Here is a 14,545-nt window from a genome sequence, read left to right as displayed (position 1 = left end):
TGTGTACAGAAAACTGATTCGGCCAGCCCTCTACCGATTGGGTAAGGGCGACGCCGAGGTGGCGCATGAGCAGACGCTTCACGGGTTGCGGCGACTCAGCCGCATCCCGGGGGCGGTGTCGGCACTGAACCGTTCGTACGGTGCTTTGCCGGCCGGGCTTGAGCGGACCGTCTTCGGCGTGCGCTTCCCGAGCCCGGTAGGGCTGGCGGCGGGTATGGACAAGAACGGCGTCGCGCTTCCCGCGTGGCGATCGCTTGGGTTCGGGTTCGTCGAGGTCGGTACGGTGACCGCGCAGCCGCAGCCGGGCAACGAGAAGCCCCGGTTGTTCCGGCTGGTCGAGAGCGAAGCGGTCATCAACCGGATGGGCTTCAACAACGAGGGCTCCGAGCCGCTGGCCCGTCGGCTGGCGGCGTACGGGGATCTCGGGTACCCGCTGGGCATCAGCATCGGGAAGTCCAAGGTGACGCCGCTGGAGGACGCGGTGGGGGACTACGTGACCTCACTGCAGCGCCTCTACCGGTACGGCGACTACTTCGCCGTCAACGTGAGCTCGCCCAACACTCCGGGATTGCGCTCTCTGCAGGACTCGGGCCATCTGCGCGAGCTGCTGACCGCCCTGCACACGGAAGCGAAAGTCTTGAGCACCGGCGGGCGCGACCCGAAGCCGATCCTGGTGAAGATCGCCCCCGACCTGACCGAGCAGGCGATCGACGAACTGCTCGGCGTCTGCACCGACGTCGGCGTGGCCGGCATCATCGCCACCAACACAACGATCGGCCGCACCGGTCTGGCCCCGGCCGACGAATGGCAGGCCGAGCAGGCCGGCGGCTTGTCGGGCCGGCCGCTGACGGAGATCTCCGCCAAGACCGTTGCCCACATCAACGCCGAGACCGGGGGAGCGCTCCCCATCATCGGCGTCGGAGGCATCCTCGAGCCGGACGACGCCGTGCGGTTGTTCGACGCCGGAGCCAGCCTCGTCCAGCTCTACACCGGCCTGATCTACCGCGGGCCTTCCCTGGTACGGCGTACAAACCGAAAGCTGGCCTCCCGATGAGAGAGCGTGAACCCATGCAGAACAAACCGTTCGGGACCCGCTTGCGGGCGACCATGGACCAGCGCGGTCCGCTGTGCGTCGGCATCGATCCGCACTCGCATCTGCTCGAGCAGTGGGGCCTGCCCGACACCGCCGAGGGCCTGGCCTCGTTCACCTACGGCGTCGTGGACGCACTCGCCGACCGAGTAGCCGTCTTCAAGCCGCAGTCGGCGTTCTTCGAGCGCTTCGGATCGGCCGGCATCTACGTCCTCGAGCAGGCGACCATCAAGCTCCGCGAGGCCGGCGCGCTGGTGATCATCGACGCCAAGCGCGGCGACATCGGCTCGACGATGGCCGGCTACGCGTCGGCGTACCTGGCAGAGAAGGGGCCGCTGGCCTGCGATGCGCTGACCGTCAGCCCGTACCTCGGCTTCGGCTCGCTGCAGCCCGCGATCGACGAGGCCCGCGAGGCCGGCGCAGGGCTGTTCGTGCTGGCGTTGACGTCGAACCCGGAAGGTCCGCAGTTCCAGTCCGCGCGCACCGCGGCCGGACCGACCGTCGCCGGTGCCGTGCTCGACGGGCTGCGTGAGCTCAACGCCGATGCCGGCGACCTGGGCTCGTTCGGTGCCGTGGTCGGCGCGACGATCAAGTCGACGGGGGAGGACCTCGACATCCGCGGCCCGCTGCTCGCCCCGGGACTCGGCGCGCAGGGTGGCACGGCCGAGGGGCTGAAAGATGTCTTCGGATCGGCGGTGCGCAACGTCGTACCGTCGAGCTCTCGTGAGATCCTCGGGGCCGGCCCGGACGCCGCTTCGCTGCGGGATGCCGCCGATCGCGCCAACGACGCGTTCCGGACCGTACTGGGTTACTGATCTGGGTTACTGACACGTTGAACGAGAGTTGGGTCTGGAATGCGTAAGGGTGCTGCCCTGGTGGCGGTAGTGATGCTGGGCGCCGGAACGTTGACGGCGTGCGCGGGCGGCGGCGACTACTGCAGTGAGCTGCAGAACTACGGCGAGGCGGTCAAGAACTTCAAGGATCTGAGCGATCCGGAGACCGTCGACAAGCTGACCACCGAGGCCAAGAAGCTGTCGAAGTCGGCGCCGGACGAGCTGAAGGACAGCTGGAAGGTGATGAGCGAGTACCTCGCCGACGTGAAGCAGGCCGATGGCGACAAGGCCAGACTGAACCAGCTGGCCAAGGACAGTGGACCGAAGCTGGTGACCGCCGGCGAAGCGATCGCGAAGCAGGGCAAGGACACCTGCAACGTGACCATCTCGAGTTGAGGACGAACCAGCAGATGCGCCGTACCGCCGTACTGACCGCGACGATCGTGATCGCGTCCGCCGGGCTGACCGCCTGCACCGACGCGCAGGCCTACTGCGTCGACCTGGCCGGTTATGCAGCGTCGGCAACAAATGTCGATCCGGCCAAGCCGGCCGACTACGTGAAGATCCTGGACGACGCGAAGAAGCTCCGCGACAGCGCTCCGGACGAGGTGAAGGACGATTGGAAGGTGATCGTCGCCTTCGCCGAAAAGGCCCAGAAGGCCGGGAAGAACGAGGTCGAGCTGGCCCGGCTGGCCAAGCAGCTGGGCCCGGTCACGTCCGCCTACAAGGCGATCGCGACCCAGGCCAAGGACTCCTGCAAGGTCGACGTCCCGAAGCTCAACTGAACCTGAGCGGTCCGTAATTGAGCTAGACCGCACACGCACCGGAGTCGGCCGCAAGCGCATCGTCCTGTCGTATCCGAAACGGTTCCCAAGTGCTAGCCTCGCTCGTGGGGGGACGGCTGCGCATCCTGCGCCCGTCCTGGGTTGGATTCGTAACGCAGATACCAGGGGGGCCTCGGTGTCATTTTCAGGTGTGCTCAAATCACGTGCCGTGCGGATCGGTGCGGCTGTTGCCGTGGCCGTGTCGTTCGGCCAGATCACGTTCGTCACCCAGGCTCAAGCCGTGGGGGAGACAGCCGTCTCCTTGACGTTCAACGACGGACTCAAGTCGCAGTACCAATACGCAGGACCGGTACTGAAGTCCCACAACGTCAACGGGACGTTCTACGTCTCCAGCAGGATCATCGACGCGAACGCGCCAGGTTACTTCGCCACCTGGGAGGCCGACGCCCTGTACCGGGACGGGAACGAGATCGGTGGTCTGAGCCGCGACCACATCGATCTCACCGATCCGAACACGACGCAGGCCTACAAGCAGGACCAGGTCTGTAGCGACAAGCAACGACTGACGAACCTCGGGTACGACCCGGTGAGCTTCAGCTATCCGTTCGCGGCGGTCGACGCGAACGCCGGCAGCATCGTGCAGGGCTGTGGCTATCTGTCCGGCCGGACCGTGGGCGGGCTGGCGCCGACCAGCGCCCCGTTCGCCGAGACCCGGCCGCCGGCCAATCCGTTCTGGCTCAGCACCGCCAACTTCGGTAGCGGTCCGCTTCAGCTGGCCGATCTGCAGAACGCCGTCAACGTTGCCTCAAGCAACGGTGGCGGCTGGGTGCCGTTGGCCTTCAACTACGTCTGCCAGCCCGGGTCACCCGAGTACGCGGACTGCATGGGCACCTACCAGGCCCTGGACTCGACCGTGCTCGGCCAGTTCATCGACTGGCTGAAGAGCACCGACGCGCCGGCCGGGACCACGATCGAGAAGGTCCGTGACGTGATGGGCGCCGGGCCGCAGCCCGTGCTGCCGCCGCGGCCGACGCAGATCTCGCTCACTTTCGACGACGGCCTGCTCAGCCACTACGGGCTGCGCTCGACGCTCGCCTCGCACGGCGTCCACGGCACCTTCTACATCAACTCCGGGAACGTGGAGAACCCCGACGAAGACGGCATCATGACGTGGGCCCAGATCGCGAACCTGAAGGCCGACGGCAACGACATCGGTGGTCACACCAAGGACCACATGATCATCACCGACCCGGCCACCACGTTCGACTACAAGTGGCACCAGGTCTGTGACGATCGGGCCGCCCTGCAGGCGAGGGGCTTCTCGCCGATCAGCTTCGCGTACCCGGAGGCGGCCTTCAACCCGGAGGCGATCAGCATCGTCAAGGGCTGTGGTTACCAGACCGGCCGTAGTGGCGGCACCATCCTGGTGGGCGGGCCGATCTACAGCGAGACGACACCGCCGCGCGACCCGTTCGCGCTCTACGCGCTCGGGACGACGTTCGACGGGCCGGTTTCGCTGCAGTCGATGATCGACGCCACCAACGGTGCGGCCGACCACGCCGGTGGCTGGGTGCCGATGCTCTTCCACGAGATCTGCTACCAGGGCACCAGCAACTACGCCGCTTGTATGGCTGACTACCGGCCGATCGATGCCGCCGTCTTCAACCAGTTCCTGGACTGGTTGAACGCGCCCGCCCAGACCAGCCGGGGCATCTCGGTCAAGGACGTGGCCGAGGTGATGAACGGCGCCAACGCGGTGCCGAACCCGATCATCAGCACGCCGACAGCCGGCCAGACGGTCAACGTCGCGCCGACCGTGACCGGCACCGGCGCGGCCGCCGGCGGCGACGTCACCGTCGCGGTCTACGCGGGGACGTACACCACCGGTACTCCGGTCATGACCGGAGTCGCGACCAACACCGCGGGCAACTGGTCGGTCGCACTGTCCGGCCCGCTCGCGAACGGCACCTACACCTTGCAGGCCGCGCAGACCGCCAACGGCCTGATCGGGTACAGCTCGCCACGGACCTTCGTGGTGAACGACGCCGCCGACGTGACCGCGCCAGTGGTCGCGATCACCACACCGGCGAACAACTCAACCGTCAAGACGACCCAACCGGTGATCAGCGGTACCGGCGGCAAGCTGGCCGGCGACGCCACCACGGCGACGGTCCGCATCTTCAACGGGACCACCGCCACCGGAACGGCCAGGTCGACGACAGCGGTCACGATCTCCGCCACCGGGACCTGGTCGCTCACGCCGGCAGTACTCCCGCAGGGGACCTACACGGCTCAGGTGACCCAGACCGACACCGCCGGCAACGTCGGTACCGCGACGTCGACGTTCACGGTCGACACGGTCGCGCCGATCGTCCGGATCACCAGTCCGGTCAACAACGCGAGCGTCACTACCACGACGTTCACGGTGTCCGGCACGACCGGGGTACTGGCAGGCGACAGCCCGACAGTGACTCTGAAGGTGTACTCGGGCAGCAACACCTCCGGCGCGTTGGTCAGCACCTTGACCGCTACCGCGACGGCGGGAGCCTGGAGCACCACCGTCTCGGGTCTGGCAGCGGGTACGTACACGTTGAGCGCCTCGTCGACAGACGCCGCGACCAACGTCGGTACCAGCCCGAGTGTGATCATCCAGCTGCGCAGCGGCATGACGGTGACGTCGATCTCGCCGAACGCGTTCGCACAGGGCCTGACCGGGCGGGCGGTGGCCATCAACGGCACCGGCTTCACGGCGGCATCGGTGCCGTCCTTCCCGGGCGCTGGGATCACCATGACGTCGTACAGCTTCGTCAGTGCGACCCGGATCAACGCGGTGATCAGCACCTCGGCGACCGCAACGGTGGCCAGGAGCAACGTCGTGGTGAGCCGGGCGGGCACGGTCGACGCGGTCTGCGCCAACTGCTTCACGCTGAACGCGGCGCCGAAGGTGACCGGTGCGTCGCCGTCCTCGGTGTCCAGAGGATTGTTCAAGTCGTTCACGATCATCGGATCCGGCTTCACCTCGGCCAGCCAGGTGAGCTTCTCCGGGTCCGGGATCAACGTGTTGCTGCTCAGCCGGTCGGCCAACTCGATCAACGTCACCACGTCGTCGGTCTCCGGGGCGACGGGTCCGCGCAACATCACGGTGACGAATCCTGACGGCGGTACGTCGACCTGCATCGGCTGCATCACGGTCACGTAGCGCGACAGCTCCACAGCGGTTCGGCGACGACGGTGTTCAGACTCACGTCTGGATGCCGTCGTCGCCGCTTGGTGTGTTGTTTGCTGTCGGAGGGAGTGTTTGGCTAGGTTCACCTGCGAAGACACACAACGGGACAGGTGAGACGGTGCCACTTCCTTCTTTGACCCCGGAGCAACGCGCGGCTGCTCTGGACAAGGCCGCTGCCGCACGGCGTGAGCGTGCGGAGATCAAGAACCGGATCAGGCACTCGGGGGCGTCTCCTACGGAGGTGCTGCACGAGGGGCAGACCAACGACGTGATCGGCAAGATGCGGGTCAGCGCGCTGCTGCAGTGCGTCCCGGGCGTCGGCAAGGTGCGGGCGCAGCAGATCATGGAGCGGGCCGGTATCTCCGAGACCCGCCGGGTGCGTGGTCTGGGCACGAACCAGATCGCCGCGCTGATGCGCGAGTTCGCCGAGTGACGCCGATGATGCAGACTGAGCTGACCTCGACCGAGCTGACGTCGAGTGAGCTGGAGCCGAGCGAGCTGGAGACAGACGTGGCCACGGGGAACGGTTCCACCGACGGAGCCCGGGACGGCGCCCAAGACGGCGCTCAGGGCACCCAGGAGGTCGGTGGCGCCCGGCTGACGGTGCTGGCCGGCCCGACGGCGGTCGGCAAGGGCACGGTCGCGGCCGACATCCGGGAGCGCTTCCCGGAGATCTGGATCTCGGTCTCGGCGACCACCCGCAAGGCCCGGCCGGGCGAGGTGCACGGCGTGCACTACCTGTTCGTCTCCGACGAGGAGTTCGACCGGATGATCGCCGACGACGAGCTGCTCGAATGGGCCGTGGTGCACAAGGCGGCCCGTTACGGGACGCCCCGGCAGCCGGTCCTGGACAAGCTGGCCGACGGCCGGCCGGCCCTGCTGGAGATCGATCTGCAGGGAGCCCGTCAGGTCCGCGAGACGATGCCGGAGGCGCATTTCGTCTTCCTGGCCCCGCCCAGCTGGGACGAGCTGGTCCGCCGGCTGGTCGGCCGGGGGACCGAAACGGCCGAGGAGCGGGAGCGCCGGCTGGAGACCGCGACCCTCGAACTGGCCTCCGAGAAGGAGTTCGACGTGACGATCGTGAACGCGTCGGTTCGGGAAGCGGCCGATCAGTTGGTAAAGTTGATTCGATCACCCAACATCTCTGGAAAGAGCTGACATTTTGTCTGGCAACCAGCCCGTCGCCATCGGCATCACCTCCCCGCCGATCGACGACCTGCTCACCCACACCGACTCGAAGTACAAGCTGGTGCTGTACTCGGCCAAGCGGGCGCGGCAGATCAACGCCTACTACAGCCAGCTCGGCGAAGGCCTGCTGGAGTACGTCGGACCGCTGGTCGAGACCCACGTCCAGGAGAAGCCGCTCTCGATCGCCATGCGCGAGATCAACGACGGCGTGCTGACCTGCACCGACATCGACCCCGAGGCCGAGGCGGAAGCCGCCGCTGCCGCCGCGGAGAAGTCCGAGTAACACTGTCTCGATGACGACCACAGGGCAGCGGCCGTCGGTAGTACTCGGCGTCGGTGGCGGGATCGCGGCGTACAAGGTCTGCGATCTGCTCCGCCGGTTGACCGAGTCCGGGCACAGTGTCCGGGTGGTGCCGACCGCGGCCGCCCTGGAGTTCGTCGGCGCCGCCACCTGGGCGGCGCTGTCGGGTCAGCCGGTGACGGCGGACCCGTTCGACGACGTTCACGAGGTACCGCACGTCCGGATCGGTAAGGGCGCGGACCTCGTTGTCGTCGCGCCCGCGACCGCGAATCTGATCGCCAAGGCCGCCCACGGGCTGGCCGACGACCTGCTCACCAACACGCTCCTGACCGCGCGCTGCCCGATCCTGTTCGCGGCCGCGATGCACACCGAGATGTGGGAGCACCCGGCCACCCAGGCCAACGTCGCGACTCTGCGTTCGCGCGGTATCACCGTGCTCGATCCCGCTGTCGGGCGGTTGACCGGTGCCGATACCGGCCGAGGCCGGCTGCCCGAGCCGTCGGAGATCTTCGCCATCAGCCAGTTGATGCTGGCCGACGAGGCAGCGCGCGCTGCCGGCCAATCGGTCGCAGATCTGACCGGCAAGCAGGTCCTGATCAGCGCCGGCGGCACCCGCGAGCACCTCGACCCGGTTCGCTACCTGGGCAACTCCTCGTCCGGCAAGCAGGGCTACGCGCTCGCCCGGATCGCTGCCGCCCGCGGCGCCAAGGTCACCCTGGTCGCAGCCAACTCCGAGCTGGCCGATCCGGCCGGCGTCGAGGTCGTCCAGGTCACCAGCACCAGGGACCTGTACGACGAGATCACCGGGCGGGCCGGCGACGCCGACGCGATCGTGATGGCCGCCGCGCCGGCCGACTTCCGCCCGGCGGATGTGGCCGAGCACAAGATCAAGAAGACCGGCGACGGCTCGGTACCGGCCGTCAGCCTGATCGAGAACCCGGACATCCTGGCCACCGTCTCGCACGACCGCCGCCGCGACGGCCAGGTGATCGTCGGGTTCGCCGCCGAGACCGGGGACGGCCAGCACAGCGTCCTGGAGCTCGGCCGGGCGAAGCTGGAGCGCAAGGGCTGTGACCTGCTCGTCGTCAACGACGTCTCCGGCGGCAAGGTCTTCGGCAGCGACCTGAACGAAGCGGTCATCCTTGACCGCGACGGCGCTGCCCTGCCGGTCCCGTCGGGCAGCAAGGACGCCCTGGCCGGCGTCATCTGGAACCTCGTCGCCACTCACTGGCACTAAGTCCGCTTAGGTCAGGTCCTGACCGCTTCTGCTCCTAGCCTTCCGGTATGGAGCTGAGTTGGCCGGCGGTTGTCGCGCGGCGGATGGCGAGACACCACCTGAGCGTTCCCGCGACGGGTAGCCCGGCGGACGTAGTACGGGCGATGGCTGGGGCTCATGCTCAGGTGTTGTCGGCGGCTGAGATCTCTGTCGCGCTCCGGATGGAAGGGGCGACGCGGGAGGACGTTCAGCGGGCACTGTGGGAGGACCGCAGTCTGGTGAAGACGTTCGGGCCGCGGGGGACTGTCCACCTGCTGCCGACCGATGAGCTGGCCAGTTGGGTGAGCGCTCTGTCCGCTCTGCAGCCGCCGAACTCGACGGCGCCGCTGGTGATGCGGATGACGCCGGAGCAGACCGCGCAGGTGATCGCGGCGATCGGTGACGCGCTGGCCGATGATGATCTGACCGTGGATGAGCTCAGCGACCAGGTGATCGCACGGACCGGTCCGTGGGCGGGGGACCTGGTGATGCCCGCCTTCCAGACGTACTGGCCGCGGTGGCGGCAGGCGATCTCCTCGGCGGCCAACGCCGGGGTGCTCTGCTACGGACCCAACCGTGGGCGCAACACCACCTACACCAACCCGCATCGGTTTGCGCCGTTCCAGCCGGTGAGTGCCGAGAGAGCGCTCACTGAGTTGTTGCGGCGGTTCCTCTGGTCCTACGGGCCGGCGACGCCGCAGCATTTCGCGAGGTGGCTCAGCATCTCGCCGGTGGCCGCCACCAAGGTGTTCACCGAGCGAGCTGACGAGCTGGAAGAAGTCGTCCTCGACGGTCAGCCCGCCTGGCTGGTCCGCGGCGACACGGACTTCACCGCCGCTCGTGCCGGTGGCCTCCGGTTGCTCCCGTACTTCGACGCCTACGGCGTGGGCAGCCATCCGCGCGAACTGCTCTTCCCTGGCAAGGCGTGGGATCGCGCTCTCGCGAGAGGCCAGGCCGGCAACTACCCGCTGCTGCTCGTCGACGGCATCGTCGCGGGCGTCTGGCACCAACGCAAGAGCGGCCGCAAGCTCCAGTTGACGGTCGAGCCGTTCCGCCGGCTCAAGCCGCTGCAGCTCCGCCGGCTGGACGAGGAGGCCGAGCGCCTCGGGGTCATTGTCGGCGCCCAGCCGGTGCTGACGATCGGCGAGGCGACAGTGGGCGCGCACGCCTGAGTTCCAGGTGTGGCGCGAATTACCTGGCCGATTTACGCGGGGATGTCCAGGATGTGATGAGACAGTCTCAATAATTGGGCGAATCGGGACGGCGTCCGGGCCCGTGGGCGGTTCTGCTGGCATACTTCCCCACAGCATCGCGTGAGGTGGTGTGCGGGCGGGGGATGATCTTCCCTGTCAGGTGGCAGACGAGGAAATCAGGGAGTATCCGTGGCACGGCGCCTTTTCACGTCCGAGTCGGTGACCGAGGGTCATCCCGACAAGATCGCTGACCAGATCAGCGACTCGATTCTCGACGCACTGCTGGCCGAGGACCCGAAGAGCCGCGTCGCGGTGGAGACCCTGGTGACCACCGGTCTGGTGGTGGTGGCCGGCGAGGTCACCACGACGGCGTACGTCGACATCCCCGGTATCGTCCGGGACCGGATCCTCGAGATCGGCTACGACTCGTCGCTGAAGGGCTTCGACGGCGCGTCCTGCGGCGTCACGGTCGCCATCGGCAGCCAGTCGCCGGATATCGCGCAGGGTGTCGACACGGCGTACGAGACGCGCTCGGACCTGTCCGAGGACGCGCTCGACCTGCAGGGCGCCGGCGACCAGGGGCTGATGTTCGGCTACGCGTCGAACGAGACGCCCGAGCTGATGCCGCTCCCGATCACCATCGCGCACCGGTTGTCGGCGCGGCTGTCCGAGGTCCGCAAGGACGGCACGATGGCGTACCTGCGTCCGGACGGCAAGACCCAGGTGACGATCGAGTACGACGGTGACAAGGCCGTCCGGGTGCACACCGTGGTGGTGTCCAGCCAGCACGCGGCCGACATCAGCCTCGACTCGATGCTGTCGCCGGACGTGAAGAAGCACGTCGTCGACCCGGTGCTCGAGCAGTTCGACATCGACTCGACCGACTACCGGCTGCTGGTCAACCCGACCGGCCGGTTCGAGATCGGCGGCCCGATGGGCGACGCTGGGCTGACCGGCCGCAAGATCATCATCGACACGTACGGCGGGATGGCCCGGCACGGTGGCGGCGCCTTCTCCGGCAAGGACCCGTCGAAGGTCGACCGCTCGGCGGCGTACGCGATGCGCTGGGTGGCGAAGAACATCGTCGCCGCCGGCCTGGCCGCGCGGGCCGAGTGCCAGGTCGCCTACGCGATCGGCAAGGCGGCTCCGGTCGGCTTCTACGTCGACACCTTCGGCACCGAGACGGTCCCGGTCGACAAGATCAGCGACGCGGTTCTCGAGGTCTTCGACCTGCGGCCGGCCGCGATCATCCGCGACCTCGACCTGCTCCGCCCGATCTACGCCCAGACGGCCCGCAACGGCCACTTCGGCCGTACCGGCGACGCCTTCACCTGGGAGCGCACCGACCGCGTCGAAGCCCTGAAGGCAGCGGTCAACAAGTAGTCACCTCGACCACCAGTTGGCGACCTTGAACACGTTATTACCTGTTCAAGGTCGCCGTTTGGTGGTCAAGGTCGCCAGTCGTGGCGGGTTGTGCACAGGGGTGCCGCGGGATGTCGGCCAGGCCGACTAGGCTTCGGCGGTGGCATCGAACGGGGACTCACCTGAGCAGTTGACGCTGCTTCGCGAGACCGTTCGGCGTTCGCGGACCAAGGAGCCGGCCGGCATCACCGAGTCGTTGCCGGTCGCCCGGATCGCGGTCGATATGCCGTTGCCGCATCTGGACCGGCCGTTCGACTACCTGGTCCCGGACGACCTCGCCGACGCGGCCCAGCCCGGGGCGCGGGTGAAGGTGCGGTTCGCGGGCAAGGACCTGGACGGGTTCGTGCTGGAGCGGCTGGAGTCGTCCGAGCACGAGGGCAAGCTGGCGAGGATCCGCAAGGTGGTCTCGGCCGAGCAGGTGCTGACCCCTGAGGTGGCTGACCTCTGCCGCGCGGTCGCCGATCGGTACGCCGGAGTCCTGGCCGACGTCACCCGCCTCGCAGTGCCGCCTCGCCACGCGAAGGTCGAGGCGGAGGTGCTGAAATGCACCCAACCCGTCCGCCCGGTGACGTCCGACTCGCGCTCGGAGTGGGCGCCGTATCCGTTGGCTGGCGGATTCCTCGACGCGTTGACCCGTTCCGAGGCGCCGCGCGCGATCTGGACCGCAGTACCGGGAGCTGATTGGGCGACTGCCTTTGCCCAAGCGGCTGCTGTCTGTGCCTCGGCTGGTCGCGGCGCGCTCCTACTGGCACCGGATGCGCGTGATCTCGAGCGGCTGGCAGCAGCCTGTACTGCGGTGCTCGGTCCGGACGGATTCGTCGCGCTCTCTGCTGATCTGGGTCCGACCGCCCGGTACCGGGCGTTCCTGACCGCGTTGCGTGGCAGTACCCGCGTGGTGATCGGCACTCGCGCCGCAGCCTTCGCGCCTGTTGCTGATCTGGGACTCGTTGCCCTGTGGGACGACGGCGACGACTCGTATGCCGAGCCGCGAGCGCCTTACCCGCATGCGCGTGAGGTTTTGCTCCTGCGTGCGTACCGGCAGAAGTGTGCCGCGCTGATGGGCGGGTTCGCGCGATCCGCGGAGACGGCGGCGCTGATCGAGTCCGGGTGGGCCGGCGAGCTGATCGCGGATCGCAAGGTTATCCGGGCCGCTGCGCCGTCGGTGCACATCTCGGGTGAGTCCGACCATGACATTGCGCGGGATCCGGCAGCTCGGGCGGCGCGCCTTCCGCATCGGGCCTTCGAGATCGCGCGTGAGGGACTGAAGACTGGCCCGGTGCTCGTTCAGGTCCCGCGAGCCGGGTATCTGCCGAGCCTGGTGTGCCAGACGTGTCGGGCGCCGTCTCGGTGTTCTACCTGCGGTGGTTCGCTACGTCGTACAGGCGGATCAGGTCCGCCGAGTTGCAGTGTGTGTGGCCGACCGGCGGCGGATCATCGGTGCCCGGAGTGTGGGGACACGCGCATGCGTGCGGCGATTGTCGGTGCTCGGCGTACAGCGGAGGAGCTGGGCCGAGCCTTCCCCGGAGTGCTCGTCCGTACGTCGGGTGGCGACAACATGCTCGATTCCGTATCGGACGAGCCCGCCCTGATCGTCACCACGCCGGGCGCGGAGCCGGTCGCCGTCGGTGGCTACAGCGCTGCGTTGCTGCTGGATACGTGGCTATTGCTCGCGCGGCCCGATCTGCGAGCGCCTGAAGAGGCTGTGCGGCGGTGGTTCAACGCAGCCGCATTGGTCCGTTCGGCGCATGACGGCGGCATGGTGATCCTGGTCGGTGAGCCGTCGGCGATGCCGTTGCAGGCGATTGTCCGTTGGAGCCCGGAGGGATTCGCGTCGCGGGAGTTGGAGGAACGCCGTACTGCGCGGCTGGCGCCGGCCGCCAAGCTGGCCGAGTTGACCGGACCGACGGACGCGGTCTCCGATCTCGTCACCCGGGTGCAGCAATTGGTGGATCCCCAAGCGGGCTTGGAGGTTCTCGGGCCGGTGGCGATCGACGACGAGACGTCGCGCGCCGTGGTGCGGACTCCACGAGCGTCCGGCACGAGTCTCGCGCGGGCGCTCAGGGAGGGGCAGGCGGCTCGTAGTACCAAGAAACTGCTGGGATCCGTGCGAGTCCAGGTGGATCCCGCGTCCTTCGGCTAAGGCATTCAGGCCGAGGCATTCAGGGGCATTCAGGCTGGGGCATTCAGGCTGAGGCGAGGGCGGCTGGGCGGGAGGCGCTCAGGAGGTGGTTGCCGAGGGAGGTGCGGTAGTAGAGGACCGCTCGGCCGTCGCGGCGCGACTCGACGACGCCGGAGGCACGCAGGATGCTCAGGTGCACGCTGAGAGTCGGTGCGGAGACGCCGAGTTGGTGGGCGAGGTGAGTCGTCGACATCGGCAGGTCGAGGTGGCTGACTATCGCGGCCCGCGTCCTGCCTACGAGCTCTGCGAGTGGTGACTCGCTGACGTCCTCCTGGCTCTCCCAGATCCGGCCGAGACCACGCGGCGGGTAGGTGATCGTCGGCACGTGCGGCGCAGCGGTCACCGGAAGGGCGGCTGGCCAGGCGAACACGCAAGGTACGAGCAGCAGGCCCTGACCGGGGAGCGGCTCGCCGTCGCAGCAGTACGGGCGGTCGATCTCGACGCGGTCGCCGCGGAAGTTCACCGAGGGATGGAGATTGCGGAACACCCGCTCGACGCCACCGCTGGCCAACTCCTCCAGCCGGAACGCGAGGTCGTCGTGCAGCAGCGCCCGCATCCGCCGCCAGTCAGGCTCGATCGCCAGGTGCCAGTACTCCTCAAGTGCGGACGTGATCCGGTCCAGCGCCTTGGCCGGCTTGGCGATCAGCTCCGGCAGCATCGGATGTGGGGTGTCCGCATGCAGCTGCTTCAACTCGGCGGTGACCAGATGCAGGGGAGTGGCGGCGACTGCTGCGAGACCTGACTCGAAGCTGGTCGAGCGGCGGGGCGGCGCCGGGGTCATGAAGTCGGGGATGTAGCTGACCGGCGGAATGAGGGCCTTGAGCAACGAAAGGTCATGCCCGGCCAGCAACGGCCGGACCTTGCGCAGCCACGGTCCGTGCACGCTGCTCACCGTACTGTTGCTCAACGCCCGGATGCTCGTCACCGTCTCCCAGACCGGCGAGAACGCGAACCTGATCCGGCTCACGTCGTCGGTGCTGAGCCTGAGAGTGATCACTCCCGCACTCTAATCTCGGGGTTCGCCGCGGCGAAAGGATTAGTTCTGGGCCTAAGTGTTCGACACCCTGCTGGAA

Annotated in this window: 13 protein-coding genes; 12 read left to right on the top strand and 1 reads right to left on the bottom strand. The window is 68.0% G+C overall.

Annotation, left to right across the window (positions count from 1 at the left end):
- Nucleotide 1: 1 nt before the first annotated feature.
- The 12 genes from OHA70_RS35130 (at nucleotide 2) to OHA70_RS35075 (ending at nucleotide 13,433) form a co-directional block, all read left to right on the top strand.
- Nucleotides 2–1,054 carry a quinone-dependent dihydroorotate dehydrogenase gene (locus OHA70_RS35130; RefSeq protein WP_328325179.1) on the top strand — a complete coding sequence of 351 codons (1,053 nt, stop codon included), beginning with the start codon at nucleotides 2–4 and terminating at the stop codon, nucleotides 1,052–1,054.
- 14 nt (nucleotides 1,055–1,068) lie between these two features.
- Nucleotides 1,069–1,905: an orotidine-5'-phosphate decarboxylase gene (pyrF, locus tag OHA70_RS35125; RefSeq protein WP_328325178.1), complete on the top strand. Its 837-nt coding sequence runs from the start codon at nucleotides 1,069–1,071 to the stop codon at nucleotides 1,903–1,905.
- 60 nt (nucleotides 1,906–1,965) lie between these two features.
- Nucleotides 1,966–2,319 carry a hypothetical protein gene (locus tag OHA70_RS35120; RefSeq protein WP_328325176.1) on the top strand — a complete coding sequence of 118 codons (354 nt, stop codon included), beginning with the start codon at nucleotides 1,966–1,968 and terminating at the stop codon, nucleotides 2,317–2,319.
- A complete protein-coding gene (locus tag OHA70_RS35115; protein ID WP_328325174.1) occupies nucleotides 2,316–2,708 on the top strand; it encodes a hypothetical protein in 393 nt (130 codons plus the stop codon). The genes OHA70_RS35120 and OHA70_RS35115 overlap by 4 nt, the downstream gene beginning before the upstream one ends.
- 190 nt (nucleotides 2,709–2,898) lie before the next feature.
- Nucleotides 2,899–5,907: a polysaccharide deacetylase family protein gene (locus tag OHA70_RS35110; RefSeq protein WP_328325172.1), complete on the top strand. Its 3,009-nt coding sequence runs from the start codon at nucleotides 2,899–2,901 to the stop codon at nucleotides 5,905–5,907.
- 145 nt (nucleotides 5,908–6,052) lie between these two features.
- A complete protein-coding gene (mihF, locus tag OHA70_RS35105; protein WP_026163363.1) occupies nucleotides 6,053–6,367 on the top strand; it encodes an integration host factor, actinobacterial type in 315 nt (104 codons plus the stop codon).
- A gap of 5 nt (nucleotides 6,368–6,372) precedes the next feature.
- Nucleotides 6,373–7,092 carry a guanylate kinase gene (gene gmk / locus OHA70_RS35100; RefSeq protein WP_442913853.1) on the top strand — a complete coding sequence of 240 codons (720 nt, stop codon included), beginning with the start codon at nucleotides 6,373–6,375 and terminating at the stop codon, nucleotides 7,090–7,092.
- A 4-nt stretch (nucleotides 7,093–7,096) separates the two neighbouring features.
- Nucleotides 7,097–7,405, top strand: a complete 309-nt coding sequence (gene rpoZ, locus OHA70_RS35095; protein WP_328325165.1) for a DNA-directed RNA polymerase subunit omega — start codon at nucleotides 7,097–7,099, stop codon at nucleotides 7,403–7,405.
- Nucleotides 7,406–7,415: 10 nt separating this feature from the next.
- Nucleotides 7,416–8,660, top strand: a complete 1,245-nt coding sequence (coaBC, locus tag OHA70_RS35090) for a bifunctional phosphopantothenoylcysteine decarboxylase/phosphopantothenate--cysteine ligase CoaBC (RefSeq protein WP_328325163.1) — start codon at nucleotides 7,416–7,418, stop codon at nucleotides 8,658–8,660.
- 47 nt (nucleotides 8,661–8,707) lie between these two features.
- On the top strand, nucleotides 8,708–9,850 hold the full coding sequence (locus OHA70_RS35085) for a winged helix DNA-binding domain-containing protein (protein WP_328325161.1): 1,143 nt from the start codon (nucleotides 8,708–8,710) through the stop codon (nucleotides 9,848–9,850).
- 210 nt (nucleotides 9,851–10,060) lie between these two features.
- Nucleotides 10,061–11,254, top strand: coding sequence for a methionine adenosyltransferase (gene metK / locus OHA70_RS35080; RefSeq protein ID WP_328325159.1), 1,194 nt, complete (start codon nucleotides 10,061–10,063; stop codon nucleotides 11,252–11,254).
- 139 nt (nucleotides 11,255–11,393) lie between these two features.
- Nucleotides 11,394–13,433: a primosomal protein N' gene (locus OHA70_RS35075; protein ID WP_328325157.1), complete on the top strand. Its 2,040-nt coding sequence runs from the start codon at nucleotides 11,394–11,396 to the stop codon at nucleotides 13,431–13,433.
- Between the two features lie 43 nt (nucleotides 13,434–13,476).
- Here OHA70_RS35075 and OHA70_RS35070 read toward each other — a convergent pair whose 3' ends face one another.
- On the bottom strand, nucleotides 13,477–14,469 hold the full coding sequence (locus tag OHA70_RS35070) for an ArsR/SmtB family transcription factor (RefSeq protein ID WP_328325155.1): 993 nt from the start codon (nucleotides 14,467–14,469) through the stop codon (nucleotides 13,477–13,479).
- Nucleotides 14,470–14,545: the final 76 nt, after the last annotated feature.

The sequence above is a fragment of the Kribbella sp. NBC_00382 genome (assembly GCF_036067295.1).
GTDB lineage: Bacteria > Actinomycetota > Actinomycetes > Propionibacteriales > Kribbellaceae > Kribbella.
The sequence above is the reverse complement of the archived record's forward strand: the minus strand, read 5'-3'. Positions and strand labels throughout refer to the sequence as shown.

Coding starts and splice junctions, on each gene's coding strand:
- pyrF (WP_328325178.1), top strand. CDS start 1,069: ATGCAGAACAAACCGTTCGGGACCCGCTTGCGGGCGACCATGGACCAG.
- coaBC (WP_328325163.1), top strand. CDS start 7,416: ATGACGACCACAGGGCAGCGGCCGTCGGTAGTACTCGGCGTCGGTGGC.
- OHA70_RS35085 (WP_328325161.1), top strand. CDS start 8,708: ATGGAGCTGAGTTGGCCGGCGGTTGTCGCGCGGCGGATGGCGAGACAC.
- gmk (WP_442913853.1), top strand. CDS start 6,373: ATGATGCAGACTGAGCTGACCTCGACCGAGCTGACGTCGAGTGAGCTG.